The sequence below is a fragment of the Micromonospora yongxingensis genome, from assembly GCF_052601155.1.
In genome coordinates this window covers 313,512-328,389 of record NZ_JBQXEO010000003.1, presented here as the reverse complement: position 1 = coordinate 328,389, position 14,878 = coordinate 313,512, and the positions used below count along the sequence as shown (strand labels likewise).

20 protein-coding genes are annotated in these 14,878 nt (G+C 72.2%); 13 read left to right on the top strand and 7 right to left on the bottom strand.

Going from position 1 to position 14,878, the window contains the following annotated elements:
* Positions 1-57: 57 nt before the first annotated feature.
* Both ACTWLT_RS07110 and ACTWLT_RS07105 read right to left on the bottom strand, forming a co-directional pair.
* The gene (locus ACTWLT_RS07110; RefSeq protein WP_445317608.1) at positions 58-465 is read right to left on the bottom strand and encodes a CoA-binding protein; all 408 of its coding nucleotides are present in this window, start codon (positions 463-465) and stop codon (positions 58-60) included.
* A 26-nt stretch (positions 466-491) separates the two neighbouring features.
* Entirely contained in the window at positions 492-1,538 is a 1,047-nt protein-coding gene (locus ACTWLT_RS07105; protein ID WP_445317607.1) for an Rv2578c family radical SAM protein, read from the bottom strand.
* 93 nt (positions 1,539-1,631) lie between these two features.
* Here ACTWLT_RS07105 and ACTWLT_RS07100 point away from each other — a divergent pair, with 93 nt between their 5' ends.
* A complete protein-coding gene (locus ACTWLT_RS07100) occupies positions 1,632-2,051 on the top strand; it encodes a thiol-disulfide oxidoreductase DCC family protein (protein ID WP_445317606.1) in 420 nt (139 codons plus the stop codon).
* Here ACTWLT_RS07100 and ACTWLT_RS07095 read toward each other — a convergent pair.
* From ACTWLT_RS07095 to trxA, 3 genes are all read right to left on the bottom strand, one after another.
* Positions 2,015-2,959 carry an HTTM domain-containing protein gene (locus tag ACTWLT_RS07095; protein WP_445317605.1) on the bottom strand — a complete coding sequence of 315 codons (945 nt, stop codon included), beginning with the start codon at positions 2,957-2,959 and terminating at the stop codon, positions 2,015-2,017. The genes ACTWLT_RS07100 and ACTWLT_RS07095 overlap by 37 nt on opposite strands.
* The gene (locus tag ACTWLT_RS07090) at positions 2,956-3,396 is read right to left on the bottom strand and encodes a hypothetical protein (protein WP_252415932.1); all 441 of its coding nucleotides are present in this window, start codon (positions 3,394-3,396) and stop codon (positions 2,956-2,958) included. Before ACTWLT_RS07090 ends, ACTWLT_RS07095 begins: the two co-directional genes overlap by 4 nt.
* A 143-nt stretch (positions 3,397-3,539) precedes the next feature.
* Positions 3,540-3,902, bottom strand: coding sequence for a thioredoxin (gene trxA, locus ACTWLT_RS07085; RefSeq protein WP_030329190.1), 363 nt, complete (start codon positions 3,900-3,902; stop codon positions 3,540-3,542).
* A 548-nt stretch (positions 3,903-4,450) separates the two neighbouring features.
* Between trxA and ACTWLT_RS07080 the strand changes: the two genes are divergently transcribed.
* From ACTWLT_RS07080 to ACTWLT_RS07030, 11 genes are all read left to right on the top strand, one after another.
* On the top strand, positions 4,451-4,966 hold the full coding sequence (locus ACTWLT_RS07080) for a MaoC family dehydratase (protein ID WP_252415931.1): 516 nt from the start codon (positions 4,451-4,453) through the stop codon (positions 4,964-4,966).
* Positions 4,967-5,055: 89 nt separating this feature from the next.
* The gene (locus ACTWLT_RS07075; RefSeq protein ID WP_445317604.1) at positions 5,056-5,592 is read left to right on the top strand and encodes a hypothetical protein; all 537 of its coding nucleotides are present in this window, start codon (positions 5,056-5,058) and stop codon (positions 5,590-5,592) included.
* Positions 5,593-5,644: 52 nt separating this feature from the next.
* Positions 5,645-6,268: a TrmH family RNA methyltransferase gene (locus ACTWLT_RS07070; protein WP_445317603.1), complete on the top strand. Its 624-nt coding sequence runs from the start codon at positions 5,645-5,647 to the stop codon at positions 6,266-6,268.
* 10 nt (positions 6,269-6,278) lie between these two features.
* The gene (locus ACTWLT_RS07065) at positions 6,279-7,040 is read left to right on the top strand and encodes a DUF6758 family protein (RefSeq protein WP_445317602.1); all 762 of its coding nucleotides are present in this window, start codon (positions 6,279-6,281) and stop codon (positions 7,038-7,040) included.
* A gap of 99 nt (positions 7,041-7,139) precedes the next feature.
* Positions 7,140-7,298, top strand: a complete 159-nt coding sequence (locus tag ACTWLT_RS07060; RefSeq protein WP_165942702.1) for a hypothetical protein — start codon at positions 7,140-7,142, stop codon at positions 7,296-7,298.
* A 6-nt stretch (positions 7,299-7,304) separates the two neighbouring features.
* Positions 7,305-8,180 carry a PH domain-containing protein gene (locus ACTWLT_RS07055; protein WP_252415927.1) on the top strand — a complete coding sequence of 292 codons (876 nt, stop codon included), beginning with the start codon at positions 7,305-7,307 and terminating at the stop codon, positions 8,178-8,180.
* 101 nt (positions 8,181-8,281) lie between these two features.
* Positions 8,282-9,040, top strand: coding sequence for a SigE family RNA polymerase sigma factor (locus ACTWLT_RS07050; RefSeq protein WP_445317601.1), 759 nt, complete (start codon positions 8,282-8,284; stop codon positions 9,038-9,040).
* A gap of 56 nt (positions 9,041-9,096) precedes the next feature.
* The gene (locus ACTWLT_RS07045; RefSeq protein ID WP_445317600.1) at positions 9,097-10,293 is read left to right on the top strand and encodes a hypothetical protein; all 1,197 of its coding nucleotides are present in this window, start codon (positions 9,097-9,099) and stop codon (positions 10,291-10,293) included.
* A 67-nt stretch (positions 10,294-10,360) separates the two neighbouring features.
* Positions 10,361-11,233 carry a PHP domain-containing protein gene (locus ACTWLT_RS07040; protein ID WP_445317599.1) on the top strand — a complete coding sequence of 291 codons (873 nt, stop codon included), beginning with the start codon at positions 10,361-10,363 and terminating at the stop codon, positions 11,231-11,233.
* A gap of 40 nt (positions 11,234-11,273) precedes the next feature.
* Positions 11,274-11,888, top strand: a complete 615-nt coding sequence (locus tag ACTWLT_RS07035) for a MarC family protein (protein WP_030329175.1) — start codon at positions 11,274-11,276, stop codon at positions 11,886-11,888.
* Between the two features lie 137 nt (positions 11,889-12,025).
* Positions 12,026-12,853: a RecB family exonuclease gene (locus ACTWLT_RS07030; protein WP_374558023.1), complete on the top strand. Its 828-nt coding sequence runs from the start codon at positions 12,026-12,028 to the stop codon at positions 12,851-12,853.
* Positions 12,854-12,872: 19 nt separating this feature from the next.
* Here the strand turns inward: ACTWLT_RS07030 and ACTWLT_RS07025 are convergent, their stop codons facing one another.
* Positions 12,873-13,736 carry an oxygenase MpaB family protein gene (locus ACTWLT_RS07025; RefSeq protein WP_445317598.1) on the bottom strand — a complete coding sequence of 288 codons (864 nt, stop codon included), beginning with the start codon at positions 13,734-13,736 and terminating at the stop codon, positions 12,873-12,875.
* A 24-nt stretch (positions 13,737-13,760) separates the two neighbouring features.
* Positions 13,761-14,189 (bottom strand): Fur family transcriptional regulator, encoded by a 429-nt coding sequence (locus tag ACTWLT_RS07020; RefSeq protein ID WP_445317597.1) that lies wholly within the window; start codon positions 14,187-14,189, stop codon positions 13,761-13,763.
* A gap of 203 nt (positions 14,190-14,392) precedes the next feature.
* Between ACTWLT_RS07020 and ACTWLT_RS07015 the strand changes: the two genes are divergently transcribed.
* Complete coding sequence (locus ACTWLT_RS07015) at positions 14,393-14,875, top strand: DUF2231 domain-containing protein (RefSeq protein ID WP_445317596.1); 483 nt, start codon at positions 14,393-14,395, stop codon at positions 14,873-14,875.
* Positions 14,876-14,878: the final 3 nt, after the last annotated feature.

Genomic DNA, 14,878 nt, shown 5'->3' with positions numbered 1-14,878 from the left:
TATCACGCTCGCCGCACCATCTCCCTCGACCGCCGCGAACGCGACGCCCTCGGCCGCTCAGCCGAGGCGGGTCAGGCCGCCGGCAGCCCGTTCGACGATGAGGCAGCGGTCCTCGACGTAGTCCATTCCCGCCTCCTCGGCGATCCGCCGCGCCTCGCCCGAGACGATGCCCAGCTGCAACCAGACCGCGGGGGCGCCGATCGCCGCCGCGTCCCGGACCACCTGCACGGCGTCGGCAGCCGGCCGGAACACATCCACCAGGTCGACGGGGTGCGGGATGTCGGCGAGCGTCGCGTACGCCCGCTCGCCGAACAGTTCATCGACGGTCGGGTTGACCGGGATGATCCGCCAGCCGTACTGCTGCATCTGCAACGGCACGCCGTGCGCGGCCTTGCGCGGGTCGCGGGACGCGCCCACGACGGCGATCACGGCGGAGTCGGCGAGGATCTGCTGAGCGGTACGCACCCGCCGACTGTAGCGCCGCCCCCGCCTCACAGCAGGGTCAGCTGCTCGGCGGCCGGCGGTGGCGGCGGCTCGGGCAGGCTGCGGTTGTCGCCCACTTCACCACGGTGCAGCCCGTGCCGGCGGGCCGCGATGCGCACCCGTGCGGTCAGTTCCCGCTGGTACGCCTGCGGTGCGTAGGAGCCGGCCCGGTAGAGCTCCTGGTAGCGGGGCACGAGGTGCGGGTACTCCCGTGCCAGCCAGCCGGCGTACCACTCCCGAGCGCCCGGACGCAGGTGCAGTGCCAGCGGCGTCACGCTGCTCGCCCCGGCGGCGGCGATCGCCGACACGGTCGCGTCGATCGACTCGTCGCTGTCGCTCAACCCCGGCAGGATCGGCGCCATCAGCACCCCGACGGAGAAGCCGGCGTCGGTGAGCGCCCGGACCGCGTCCAGCCGGCGACGCGGGTGCGGCGTGCCCGGCTCGACGGCACGCCAGAGCTGCTCGTCGACGAAGCCCACCGAGTAGGAGATGCCCACCTTGGTCACCTGGGCGGCCTCCCGCAGCAGGGGCAGGTCCCGCAGGATCAGCGTGCCCTTGGTCAGGATCGAGAACGGGTTGGCGAAGTCCCGCAGAGCCGCGATGATCTGCGGCATGAGCCGGTAGCGCCCCTCGGCCCGCTGGTAGCAGTCGACGTTGGTGCCCATCGCCACGTGGGCGCCCCGCCACTTCGGCGCGGCCAGCTCCCGCCGGACCAGCTCACCGGCGTTGACCTTGACGATCACCTTCCGGTCGAAGTCCGCCCCGGCGTCGAGGTCGAGATAAGTGTGAGTATTTCTCGCGAAACAGTAAACACACGCATGGGAGCAGCCCCGGTACGGGTTGATGGTCCACTCGAACGGGACGCGGGACTGCCCGGGCACCCGGTTGATGATGGATTTGGCGCGCACCTCGTAGAAGGTCATCCCGGCGAACTCGGGGGTGTCGAAGGTGCGGGCGACGGCGCCGGGCAGCGCCAGCGGCAGGGGTGGCGTCGCTGGCGCTGCCCGCTCGGGGTCTCCCTCAACCGGGGGAGCGGTGAGGTTGTCCCAGCGCATGGCCACTATTCGAACACGTGTACGAGCCCAACGCAAGTGACCCGCCGGACACCGGTGCCCGGTCGGACGGTCGTGCGGGGGAGGATGGACGGCATGGAGACGTCGACCTTCGTCTACGACGGGGACTGCGCGTTCTGCACCCGGTGCGCGGACTTCATCGAACGCCGCATCCCCACCGGCGCGCGGGTGGTGCCCTGGCAGTTCGCCGACCTGGACGTGCTCGGCCTCACCGCCGCCGAGTGCGAGGAGGCCGTCCAGTGGGTCGGTGCGGACGGGTCACGCGCCGCCGGTCCGGACGCCATCGCGAAACTGCTCGCCGCGAGTGGCCCGCTCTGGCGGGTCGCCGGAGCCGGCCTGCGGTTCCCGCCAGCGCGCGCCGCCGCGTGGCCGGCGTACCGCTGGGTGGCGCGCAACCGGCACCGGCTCCCCGGCGGCACGGCGGCCTGTTCCCTGCCGCAGGAGGCCCGGGAACGGCTCTACGGCCCGGCCGGTCGCCCGACCACCGGAGGCTGACCGCCGAGCGGCACGGCCTCCGGGTCCGGCTCTGTGCCGGGCTCGTGCGGGTCGTCGACTGCGCCCCTCGCCGGCTCCGGCACGGGGCGGCCGGCGAGCCGGCGTGCCCAGACCAGCGGGCGGACCCGTTCCAGGGGAAGGAAGCTGGTCATCGCGGCCAGGTGCGGGGCGAACGAGATGGTGATGGTCGCGATCGTGACCACGTGGAACGAGTAGAAGAAGCCGACCATGGCCACCCGCCAGCGGGCCGGCAGCAGGAAGACCACCGGGCTGAACAGCTCGAAGGCCACGATGCCGAACTGGGCGACGATCAGCAGGTACGGCACCTGGGCGATCAGGTCCGCGAAGTCGGTGCCGCGTCGGATGATGGCCCGGGCCAGCACCGAGCCGGTCAGCCAGTCCAGGCCGCCGAAGCGCAGCTTGGCCCAGGCGGCCAGGAAGTACGTGCAGATCACCGCGATCTGGGTGACCCGCAGCGCCCAGCCGCCGGCCTCGGTGCGGGTGGTGTCGCCGTGCCGGGCCCGACCGGCGGTGGGCAGCACGGCCAGCGCGACCAGCAGCCCGAAACGGTCGTGGTCGACCTTTCCGTAGCTCATCGCGATGATCATCCACTCGAGGTAGAGCGCGCAGACCGCCCAGCCGAGCAGCCGGGGTGCCCGCCCGGTCGCGGCGAGCAGGGCGAGCAGCAGCAGTGCCCAGAAGATCGCCGCCACCAGCGTCGGGGTGGGCGTCGGCAGTGGGAGCAGACGACCGATCAGCAGCGGCTGGTACAGATCGCCGGGCACGCTGACCCGGGTGCGCACCCAGGGGGTGAAGATCACCAGGTCGGCGGCCACGAAGAGGTAGATCAGTGTCCGGAAGGCCGCCACCCGGCCTCGCGGCACCGCTTCGGTCAGCCAGCGGATCATCGGGACGCCTGCCAGCGGACCACGGTCTCGTCGGTGTGCCGGCCGGTCGGCCGGCCGGCGCGGATGCCGTGCCAGCGGATGACGATGCGGACCTCCACCAGCGCGGCGGCGTCCGGGTGGCGTTCGGCGTACGCGTCGGCGACCTCGGCGAGCAGCGCCGGCTCGGCGGCGTAGCGGTCCTGCTGCCCCTCGATCTCGGCGCGGCGGATGCCCGTCGCGTCCTGGTCGAGGTCGATGACGGCGCCGTCGCTGTTCACCCCCTCGACGCGGGTGTCCGGGGCGGGCGCGTTCGGTGGGTTGGAGGTGGAGTACATCCGGAACGGGCCGAACGGAAAGTCGTCGTCGTTGCCCCACAGGGTGCCGACGAGCAGCAGGACGAGACCAAGTGCGGTCGCGCCCAGCCGGGTCACGCGCCCGCGGGTGGTCAGGTTCTCCATCGGGTCGTGACGATACGGGATGTACCGGCCGCGCCGGTTCCCACCGATGGCCAGTTCCGGCTGCCCAGGTCGGTGATCATGCACAGGTACGACGAAGGCCGGGCCCGTGTCGGGCCCGGCCTCGTGTGCCGTCGTGGGACGGCTCAGTGGTTGTGCTCGGCCAGCTGCTTGCGGACGTCGTCCATGTCCAGCGCCTCGACCTGCTCGATCAGGTTCTCCAGCGCGGACTCGGGAAGGGCGCCCGGCTGGGCGAAGACGATGACGCCGTCGCGGATCGCCATGATCGTCGGGATCGATCGGATGTCGAACTTGGCGCCCAGCTCCTGCTGCGCCTCGGTGTCGACCTTGCCGAAGACGATGTTCTGGTGCTTCTCCGAGGAGCGCTCGTAGACCGGGGCGAACCGCTTGCACGGACCACACCAGTCGGCCCAGAAGTCGACCAGGACGATGCCGTCGTTGCCGGTCACCTCGTCGAAGTTCGCCGAGGTCAGCTCAACGGTTGCCATTGCACTCTCCGATCACCGCGGTTTATCTACGTCCCGTAGAACCAGGGCTGACCGTATCGAATTCCCGGGCGCTCGGGCACGAAACGTGGTCGGGGCTGCCCGGTGGCACTCGCGGTCATCGACTGACGTCTGTGCGTCCCGAGCTGCGGAACGCAAGTGCATGACGCACTTGCGTAACCTGACGTGATGGGAGCGTTTCCAGGGAGATCAACGCGATCGAGCACTACGAATCGGTAACTTGCCTCTTGACAAGGAGGTATCGGGCCTGCAGAGATCGCTGATCAACCTGCGCTCGATTACGATGAGTAGTGTTACAAAAGAATAAATGTGACGCCGGTCTCTGTCGAACCTACGCAGGCGTAGGGCAGAATTCTCCGCATCAGAGCGTGGGCGGCGGGTGCCGGGGAGGGCCCCGCCGCTCATTGCGTCTCCCCCCGTGCGAGTGACCGGTGTGACATTTCCGCCGGGGTCGCGCCCCCTCGGTCGCCTTAACCACCGGTAAGGCATGCTGTGCCGAACTCCATCGCCGCCCGTCGAAGGGGACCAGGATGCAGTTCGGCCGTTACTACGAGGAGTTCGAGGTCGGCGCGGTCTACCGGCACTGGCCGGGCAAGACCGTCACCGAGTACGACGACCACCTCTTCTGCCTGCTCACCATGAACCACCACCCGCTGCACATGGACGCCCACTACGCCGGGACGGCCAGCCAGTTCAAGCGCAACGTCGTGGTCGGTAACTACATCTACTCGCTGCTGCTCGGCATGTCGGTGCCGGACGTCAGCGGTAAGGCGATCGCCAACCTGGAGGTCGAGTCGCTGCGGCACGTGGCGCCCACCTTCCACGGCGACACCATCTACGGCGAGACCACCGTGCTGGACAAGCGGGAGTCCGGTTCCAAGCCCGACCGGGGCGTGGTGTCGGTCGAGACCCGTGGCTACAACCAGGACGGCACGATGGTCTGCGTCTTCCGGCGCAAGGTCATGGTCCCCAAGCGGGAGTACGCGGCCAGCGCCGTCGGAGAGGGAGTGGACCCGGAGCGGCCCAGCTTCCCCGAGCCACGCTGAGCGCGGCGGCGGATCTGCCGTCGCCGACCCGGGCTCCTTCCCCACATCGGTTCTGATGGGGAAGGGGCCCTCTTCCCGTTTCGGGGCATATGCTGGCGCCGGAGGTTCCGATGAGCCACTCCGTCGCCGGAGAGCCGCCCTCTGCCGGCCGCCGAGCCGCACCCTTGACCACCGCTGTCTACTCCGCCGTCGAGTGGGACCTGCTCACCAGCCTGCCCGGACGGGTCCTCGTGGCCGCCGCCGCACCCGGGCCCGGCCGTCCCCAACGAGGGGTCAGGGCGGGCCTGGCCGGCCTCGACGCGGTGGCCGCCGGCCGGGCGTTCGACAGCGATCTGGTGCGTGCCGTGGTCGCCGCCATCTACGCCCGCCACGACGGCACCCCGGAACCCACCGAGCGGCTCACCGATCTGGTGGACCTCCTGGCAGCCTGCCGGGCGGCGGTCCGGGTCCTGCACCGGCGCGCCGACCCCGCCGACTCGGCCGCGTACCGGCAGTGGGTGCAGTCGGTCGCGGCCCGGGTCTGCCGAGCGGCGGCCGGCCCCGGCGGGCATCCGGGAAGCCAGTCGACCAGCCCGGCCGACCGGCGCTTCCTGGACCGGCTCGGTGGCGCGCTCGGGCTGGGGTGAACAGGCAGGCCGTCGCGGCGCGTGCCGAGCGGACCCGTACCCTCTGATGACCGTGACCGACGACCAGTTCGAGGTGGGCGTGGGCCCCTGGCCGGGGCACCCACCCGACGACCCGCGCTACGACCCGCAGCTGCTGGCCGAGGGGGACCGGCGCAACGTGGTCGACCGCTACCGCTACTGGCGGCACGAGGCGATCGTCGCGGACCTCGACCTGCACCGGCACGGCTTCCACGTCGCCATCGAGAACTGGCAGCACGACTTCAACATCGGAACGGTCGTCCGCAACGCCAACGCGTTCCTCGCCGCCGAGGTCCACATCGTCGGGCGGCGACGGTGGAACCGGCGTGGCGCCATGGTGACCGATCGGTACCAGCACGTCCGTCACCACGAGACGATCGAGGAGTTCGTCGGTTGGGCGGCCGCGCGGGAGCTGCCGGTGCTGGGCATCGACAACCTGCCCGGCTCGCGCCCGCTGGAGACCGGCACCCTGCCACGGGACTGCGTGCTGCTGTTCGGCCAGGAGGGACCGGGTCTCTCCGAACCGGCCCGTGCCGCCTGCACCCAGCTCTACTCGATCGCCCAGTACGGCTCCACGAGGTCCATCAACGCGGGCGTCGCCAGCGGCATCGCCATGCACGCCTGGATCCGTACCCACGCCGGCCCGCCGCCGGACTGACCCCCGACCGGTGCCGAATCGGACGGTCCGGCTTGACGTGCCGGCGGCCGAGGGTGACGGTGGGGATGTGAGTGTCGCGGTGAGTTGTCCGAGATGCGGGGGCCCGGTACGGGCGCCGGATCTGATGCACACCGAGTCGAGGTGCCTGCGGTGCGGCCCCGTGCCGCCGCTGCACGTGCCCGAACACATCGGAGCGGACATCGTGGCGAGCGTGGTGGAGCGGATCACCGCGACCGCTGACCCACCGGGCACACCGCTGTGGTGCCCGTGGCCGTTGCCGCCCGGCTGGACCCTCACCGGCGTGGCGTACGCCGGGGACGACCGGACGGGAGTGCGGGCGACCGCGGTGGCCTGCGCGGGCCCGGCGCCGCTCGGTGGCGGCCCGGCCGACCTGGTCTTCGTGGCCGAGGAACCAGGCGTGGGCCTGGGCACCCGGTTGGCAGGTCTGGCCGGCCCGGATCCGGGACCGGAGCTGGTCGACGCGCTGACCGATCCGGGCTCGGGTCATCCTGACCACGTCGGACAGGCGAAGATCAAGGTCGGCGGGCACCCGACTCCACTGTGGTTGGTGAATTCACCGACGGATCGAAGCGCGTACGCCGGCGAGGCTCGGGGAATGTGGCTGCATGCGATAGCCTGGCCGGCGAGTGCGGGTCACCTGCTCGCGGAAGAAGTCGTGCTGCACGACCTTGCCGAGTGGACTCCACCCGAACTCGTGTACGGCGCACCGTCCCCGTACCTGCCCGGGAGGGCTGACAACCTTCCGGATTGACGGAGAACGGTCGCAGATATTCACTGTACGACACCACACTGATACTCTGGGTGCCGCTGCGGTAATGGGACCCGGCGCCGCGCGAGAGGATGGCCCGCCATGGTCAAGAAGGTCCTCACCTGGGCCGGAATCGCATTCTTGATCTTCTTCGTCGCCTACCGGCCAAACTCGGCGGCGGATGTGTTCAAGTCGCTCGGCGGCGGGATCGTCGACATCGCCCAGGGGTTCGGCGACTTCTTCACCAGCCTCGTCGCCTAACCGTCCATGGGCAGCCCCTCCGGACCACCCTTCGACCCGGACGATCCTGACCGGGACCGCCGGGAGCGCGACACCGAGCCGATTCCGCGGATCGGGCCCGATGACGGCCCGGGCTACGGCGCCGGGCCCGGCCTGTCCGACGGTCCGTCCCTATCGGACGACGTCGGCTACGGCGACGGGCCCGGCTATGCCGGCGAGGGTCGTTCGGGTCGTGCCTGGATCCGTGACCCGGAGGCCGGCTACCAGGCGCCGCAGATCTCCGAGGACGAGCTGGCCGGGCTGCGCGCCGACGCCACCGGAGCGGCACCCCGACGGGTGCTGCCCCTGGAGGACGAGCCCAGTTCCCTGGTCGCCCGCTACCTCTTCCCCACCGAGCGCTACCGGGGTGAGTGGAAGCGGCACTGGATCCACCTCACCACCCCGCTGTTGATCGGCATCGCGGCGACCTTCGTGCTCGGTTACCTCTCCGGCTTCCTCGCCGGGCAGAACGTGGGCGCGCTGACCACCATCGCTGTGCTGCTCTGGTTCGCGGTGATGGGCTGGGTGGCCTGGAAGGTCGCCGACTGGTGGTATGACCGGTTCATCCTGACCAACAAGCGGGTCATGGTGGTCAACGGCATCATCACCCGCCGGGTCGCCATGATGCCGCTGGTCCGGGTCACCGACATGAAGTACGAGCAGACGCCGACCGGCCGGGCGCTCAACTACGGCACGTTCGTGCTGGAGTCCGCCGGCCAGGAGCAGGCGCTGCGCGAGATCAAGAACCTGCCCAACCCGAACGAGCTCTACCTCCGAGTGGTCGAGGAGATGTACGAGCCGCAGGCGGTCGAGGCCCGGCTGGGCAAGGAGGCCGACGAGGCCAAGGCCGACGACGGGGCGTGAAAGTTTTCGTCCGAACATCGGAGCAAGTGCGCACCTTTCGTCATGGACCCGAGGGCCTCTGACGTGGCACTCTGCCAGGACGGCTGGGGCGCGGAGGTGCGATGGTGGCGAGCAGGGACCCGTTGGAGGAGGAGTTCCGCGAGTTCGTCGCGGCCCGCTCCGCGGCTCTGCTCCGCACCGCGTACCTCCTCGCCGGCGACTGGGCCACGGCCGAGGACCTGCTCCAGACGGCCCTGACCAAGACGTACCTGGCGTGGAAGCGGCTCGGTGGGATCGAGGCCGTCGAGCCGTACGCCCGCCGGGTGATGGTCAACACCTCGACGAGCTGGTGGCGGCGCCGCTGGCACGGTGAGCGCCCCACCGAGGTCCTGCCCGAGCGGGCGGGTGTCGACGAGATCCAGCAGCAACTGGACCGCGACCTGCTGTGGCGGCACCTGCGGGAGCTGCCCAACCGGCAGCGGGCGGTGCTGGTGCTGCGCTACTACGAGGACATGTCCGAGGCGCAGACCGCCGCGATGCTCGACATCTCCCCGGGCACGGTGAAGAGCCAGGCGTCCCGGGCGCTGTCCACGCTGCGCCGGCGGATGGGCACCGACGCGCCGGACCTGGCCGCCGGTCGCCCCACCGCCGCCCCTGGCGCCGACCGCCGGACGGCCGCCGGCACCGACCGGGTCGGCGGCGCGGGTACCCGGACCGGGTCGGCCCCGGTCACCCGCGGCGCCACCGCCGGTCGAACCCCCCAGACGGCCCGGCGCGCGCTGCCCCGGCCGGCCGTGCCCCAACCGGCCGAACCACCGGTCGAGCTGCCCGCAGCCCCGGCGGCCGTGCCCGTCGGCACCGGCTCCGGTGAGCAGCGGTGAAGGGTTTCCCGGACCGGTCCGACAACCTGACGGGCCACCCGCCGCGTCCTTACCAGGTGCGACGTGACGAGTTGGAAGGCGCGGTGCGGGAGACCCTCTCGCACCAGGTCGCCGTCGCGCGCCCACTGAGCGCCGATCCGGCCGGCCAGGCGATCCGCCGGGCGAAGCGGATCCGGCGCCGACGTACCGGTGCCGGCCTCGCCCTCGCGGCGGTCGCCACCGTGCTGGTCAGCACCGGTATGGCGCAACTCGGCGGAGACCCCGGCCGGCAGGGCAAGCCGGTCGTCGTGATCGGTGACCCGAACCCGTCGGGCCGGCCGATCCCCTCGGCCACCGTCACCGCCGCCGCCACCACCTCTGGGACGCCCGTGGACGTGCTCGCCGGCGCGACGCTGATCGGCGTGAGCGGTGGGCGGCTGGAACTGCCCGGTGTCGGTCCGGCCGAGCGCGCGCACCTGCTTCCCAGTGGTGGTTGGCTGGTGGTCGGCGCGCCGACCACCGCCGGCCGTTCCCTCTGGGTGGCGCAGCATGACGGGCTGGTGCAGGTGCTGCTCGCTGGTGCGGGCTCGATCGTCGTGGCACCCGACGGCCGTCAGGTCGCCTGGCGCGACGGCACCGGCCTGCTGGTGGCGGGGGTCGTCGGCACCCAGCTCATCGGGCCGGTGCGCACTCCCGTGCCGGGCAAGGTGGAACCGGTCCGGTTCATCGGCGACAACGTGCTGGTCCGGCTCGACCCGGACGGCCCGGGTCACACCCTCTGGCGGCCGGGTGCCGGGGAGCTGACCGCGGGTTCCGACCGGAGCACGCTGAACATCTACGGCACGCTGCCCGACGGACGGCTGGTCGGTCAGGTGTCCACGGACGACCCGGCCAGGACCTGCCTGGCCGTGCTCGACCCGAAGCGCGACCTCAAGCCGGTGCTCACCGGCTGCGGCCCGGAGCTGAGCCCGGACGGGGCGGGCGCGGTCTCCGGTGACGGGCGATGGCTGCTGGTGAACGGATGGGTCGGCAAGACCAGTGGATCCCTCCTGGTCGACCTGCGCCGGCTCGGGCAGGACCTGACCGCCGTGCCGGCCGGCCCGCCGGTGAGCGGCGAGGTCGCCTGGAGGACGGAGTCGGACGCCACCTACGTCGACGGCGCCGGCAAGCTGGTCCAGGTCAACGTCGACCAGGTGCGGACCGGGAAGGTGGCCGAGCCCGTCTCGGTGCCGGGCGTGCGGCCCGGCGACCGGCCGGTCCTCGTGACCGGCTGACCTCCAACGGTCGCGCTCCGGCCGACCTCGGCGTGCCCGGACCCGTGGCCCTCGATACCGTCGACCGGTGACCTCGCGTACCGGCCCCTCCCCGCGGATCGACCTGCACGCCCACTCGACGGCCAGCGACGGCACGCTGAGCCCGTCGGAGCTGGTCCGCGCCGCCGCGCACGCGGGGCTGGACGTGCTGGCCATCACCGACCACGACACCACCGCCGGCTGGGCGCCGGCCGTGCGAGCACTGCCGCCCGGGCTGCGCCTCGTCCGGGGCGCGGAGCTGTCCTGTCGCTGGTCCGGGGCGCAACCGGCGATACCGCTGCACCTGCTGGCGTACCTGTTCGACCCGGAGCACCCCGAGCTGGTCGCCGAACTGGCCAGGGTGCGGGCCGCCCGCGAGGAGCGGGGCGAACGGATGGTCACTCTGCTGCGCGCGGACGGGATCGACGTGAGCTGGCCGGACATCCTGGCCGGGGCGGGCGGCGGCACCGTGGGACGGCCGCACATCGCGCAGGCGCTGATCCGGGCCGGCCTGGTGGGCAGCACCCGGGAGGCGTTCGGCCCGGACTGGTTGGGCGAGCGGTACCGGCTGCCCAAGGAGGACATCGACGTGTTCCGGGCGATCAGGCTGGTGCGGGAGGCCGGCGGCGTGCCGGTCTTCGCCCACCCGCGCGCCACGCGACGGGGCCGGGTGGTGCCCGACGAGCTGATCGCCGAGCTGGCCGCCGCCGGGTTGGCCGGCCTGGAGGCCGACCACGAGGACCACAGCCCGGCCGAGCAGGCGCACGTACGGACGCTCGCTGCCGAGCTGGGCCTGCTGGTCACCGGCTCGTCGGACTTCCACGGCACCCACAAGACCGTCCAGCTCGGGGCGTTCGGCACCAGCGTCGAGGCGTACGAGCGGATCGTCGCCGCCGGGGTGACCGAGGTCGCTTCCGGCTGATCCCGATTTCGGCCAGCCGTGGCGCGGCTAGGTTGATCACGTGGATCTGAAGCTGTTCGGCGAGGTTTTCGTGACCCTGCTGGTGATCACCGACCCGCCGGGCATGATGCCGATCTTCCTCGCGCTGACCGGCCCGCTGCCCGCCCGCGATCGCAACCGGGCGGCCTGGCAGGCGGTCGCGCTGGCCCTCGGCGTGATCGTGATCTTCGCGGTGGCCGGCCAGACGCTGCTCGACTACCTGCACGTGGACCTGCCGGCTCTGCAGGCCGCCGGTGGTCTGCTGCTGGTGCTGGTCGCTCTGGAACTGCTGACCGGCAAGGCCGACGACCCCAGCCAGCAGGTCACCTCGAACATCGCCCTGGTGCCGCTGGGCACCCCGCTGCTGGCCGGTCCCGGCGCCATCGTCGCGACCATGCTCTTCGTGCAGCAGGCGGACGGGCTGGGCGAGTTCAGCGCCATCGCCGTGGCGATCCTCGCGGTGATGGTCGCGGTCTGGATCGTGCTGCGCTTCTCCGGCGGCATCGTGAAGATCCTGCGACCGGGCGGGATCGAGGTGCTGACGCGGATCGCCGGCCTGCTGCTGGCCGCGATCGCCGTGCAGCTCATCGCCGACGCGGTGGCCGCCTTCGTCACGCAGTACGTGAACATGACCTGACCGGCGTACGCGCGATGTCGGGGGTGGATGGCAGGATCGCAGGCGTGCGACGAGCCTCTTCAGCCGGACGACCCGCCGCTGGCGGCCGGGCCCCCCAGCAGCGCGCCGGTGGCGCCGAGCAGCTCGGCTTCGAGGGCATGCCGGAGCGGCTCTTCGTCTGCACCCCCAGCAAGCTGGGCGCGTACGCGGACTGCCCGCGCCGCTACCGCTACTCCTACGTCGACCGGCCGACCCCGCCCAAGGGCCCGCCGTGGGCGCACAACTCGCTCGGCGCCAGCGTGCACACCGCCCTGAAGAACTGGTATGCGCTGCCCACCGAGCGGCGGCGCCCCGAAGCACTGGCCGCCCTGCTCAAGGGCACCTGGGTCCGCGAGGGCTACCGCGACGACGAGCAGGAGCGGGCCGCCTACCGACGGGCGTTGGGCTGGCTGGAGGCGTACGTCGAGACCCTTGAGCCGGACACCGACCCGCTCGGCGTGGAGCGGGTGGTGGCGGTCAAGACGGCGGTGTTGGCGTTCAACGGCCGAACCGACCGCATCGACTCCCGCCCCGGCCCGGAGGGCCCTGAGCTGGTCATCGTCGACTACAAGACCGGCCGCACCGGGCTGGACACGGATGACGCGCGCGGTTCGCAGGCGCTGGCGCTCTACGCGTACGCGGCCGAGCGGGTGTTCCGCCGACCGTGCCGTCGGGTGGAGTTGCACCACCTGCCGACCGGCACCGTCGCCGCCCACGAGCACACCGTCGAGTCGCTGGGCCGGCAGTTGACCCGGGCCGAGGAGACGGCCCGCGACATCATGGCGGCCGAGCGGACGGTCGCCGACGGCGGCGATGCGGACGAGGCGTTCCCGGTGGCACCCGGCCCCCGTTGCGGCTGGTGCGACTTCCGGCGCCACTGCCCGACGGGCGCGCAGACGCCGGGCAAGGAGCCGTGGGCGGCCGTGGACCGGCCCGCCGACGGCTGACCCCTCGACGCCGGTCGGGTCAGCCGGCCAGCGGGGTGGCGGTGAGCCGTTCCGCCCGCTGCTTGGCGGCCTGCAACAGCGGGCCCTCGATGTAGCGGCGGGGCACCGCGGCGAGCGCCAGCCGCAGGGCACGCACGCTCAGGTCCGCCGTCAGGGCCGTGGTGGGCAGCCCGAGACCGCCGTACATCCGGCGAGCCCAGGCCGGCAGCAGCCCGAGCGCGGTCCCGGCGATCCCCAGGTACGCCCAGCGCGGCGGTCCGAGGGTGAGCCCCAGCCGGGCCGGCAGGCTGAGCTTCCACGGCAGCGGCGGAGCGGTGAGGAAGAGCGCCGTCTCGGCGGCCTCCCGGGTCATCCGCAGCTCCGGCCGTACGGCCCGGTAGTAGGCGGCGATCTCGGCGGCGGTGCCCGGGACGGTGGCCGGGTCCAGGCCGACCAACGCGGCGGAGCGGCGTTGCTCGGTGTAGTAGCCGTCCACCTCGTCGTCGGTGAGCGGCAGGCCCGCCCGCCGGGCCGTGCTGAGGAACGACTCGACCTCGGTGACGTGCACCCAGCGCAGCAGGTCCGGATCGTCGACCCGGAACTCCTCGCCGGTGAGCGGGTCGGTGGCCCGCAACCGGGCGTGCAGCCGGCGCAGCCGCGCTCCGGCGGCCTCCGCCTCGGCGGTGGTGCCGTACACCGTGGTCGCCACGTAGGTGGCGGTGCGGACCAGGCGGCCCCAGGCGTCGGCGCGGTAGTTGCTGTTCTGCGCGACCCCGGCCATCGCGCGCGGGTGCAGCGCCTGGAGGTAGAGCGAACGCAGGCCGGCGACGATCAGGATCGGCTCGTCGTGCACCTTCCACGTGACCGAACCCGGACCGAAGAGACCGAGGTCATCGGAGTCCACCGCCCAAGAGTGCCACGGCCCGGGTCAGTTGTCGGCGGAGCGACGGGCCTGGCAGCCCGGGCAGAGGCCCCAGAAGGTCACTTCCGCCTCGTCCACCTCGAAGCCGTGCGCGGTGTTCGGCTCCAGGCAGGGTGCGCTGCCCACCGTGCAGTCGATGTCGGCGATCTCGCCGCAGCCCCGACAGACCACGTGGTGGTGGTTGTCGCCGGTACGCGCCTCGTAGCGGGCGGGACTGCCGGCAGGCTCGATCCGGCGGGACAGCCCGGCCCGGGAGAGCGCCCCCAGCACGTCGTAGACGGCCTGGGTGGAGACCGAGTCGAGGCGTTCGCGGACCTGCCGGGTGATCTCGTCGACCTCCAGGTGACCACCGCCGGCCAGCACGTCGAGCACCGCGAGGCGCGGTCGCGTGACACGCAGACCCCTCGATCGCAGCAGCTCCTCGGCACCGGACATGCCGCCAATGACAGCACGTGGAACCAGCGCCGACAACCGACGTCCGGTCGGGGTGGCCACGGACACGCCGGAGGGACCGCTCCCGGACCGCCTCGCGGTGAACCCGAACGGGGCGGCCTGCGTGTGTCCGGTCGAGAGCCTGGGGACAATCGGCCGGCCGTACGCTGGCGGTCCCGTGACCGTGATCCACCTGGAGGGTGTCGATGTTCGAGGAGATCCTGGGTCTACCGGCACACGTCCTGGTGGTCCATGCGGTGGTCATGTTCGTGCCGCTGCTGGCCCTGGTGGCCGTCGCGTACGTGGGGCTGCCGCGCTGGCGGCACCGGCTGGACTGGGCGCTGGGCCTGCTCGCCGTGGCCGCGCCGCTGACCGCCTTCGTGGCCGTCCAGTCGGGTGAGGCGTTCACCGACGCGCTGGTCGCCCGGGGTTTCCAGGGCCCGATCCTCGACCAGATCTTCGAGCACTCCCGTTACGGCGACATCCTGTTCCGGATCGTGGGGCCGCTCGGGATCGCGGCGATCCTGCTGCTGGTGGCGACCAGCGGCCATCCCCGGGTGCCGCGGCTGCCGGCGTTGGTGACCCCGGTGCTGTCGGTGGCGGTCGTCGCGCTGTCGATCGCCGCGGTGGTCTACGTCTACCTGACCGGCCACTCGGGCGCCGAGACCGTCTGGGGCACCACCCTCTGACCG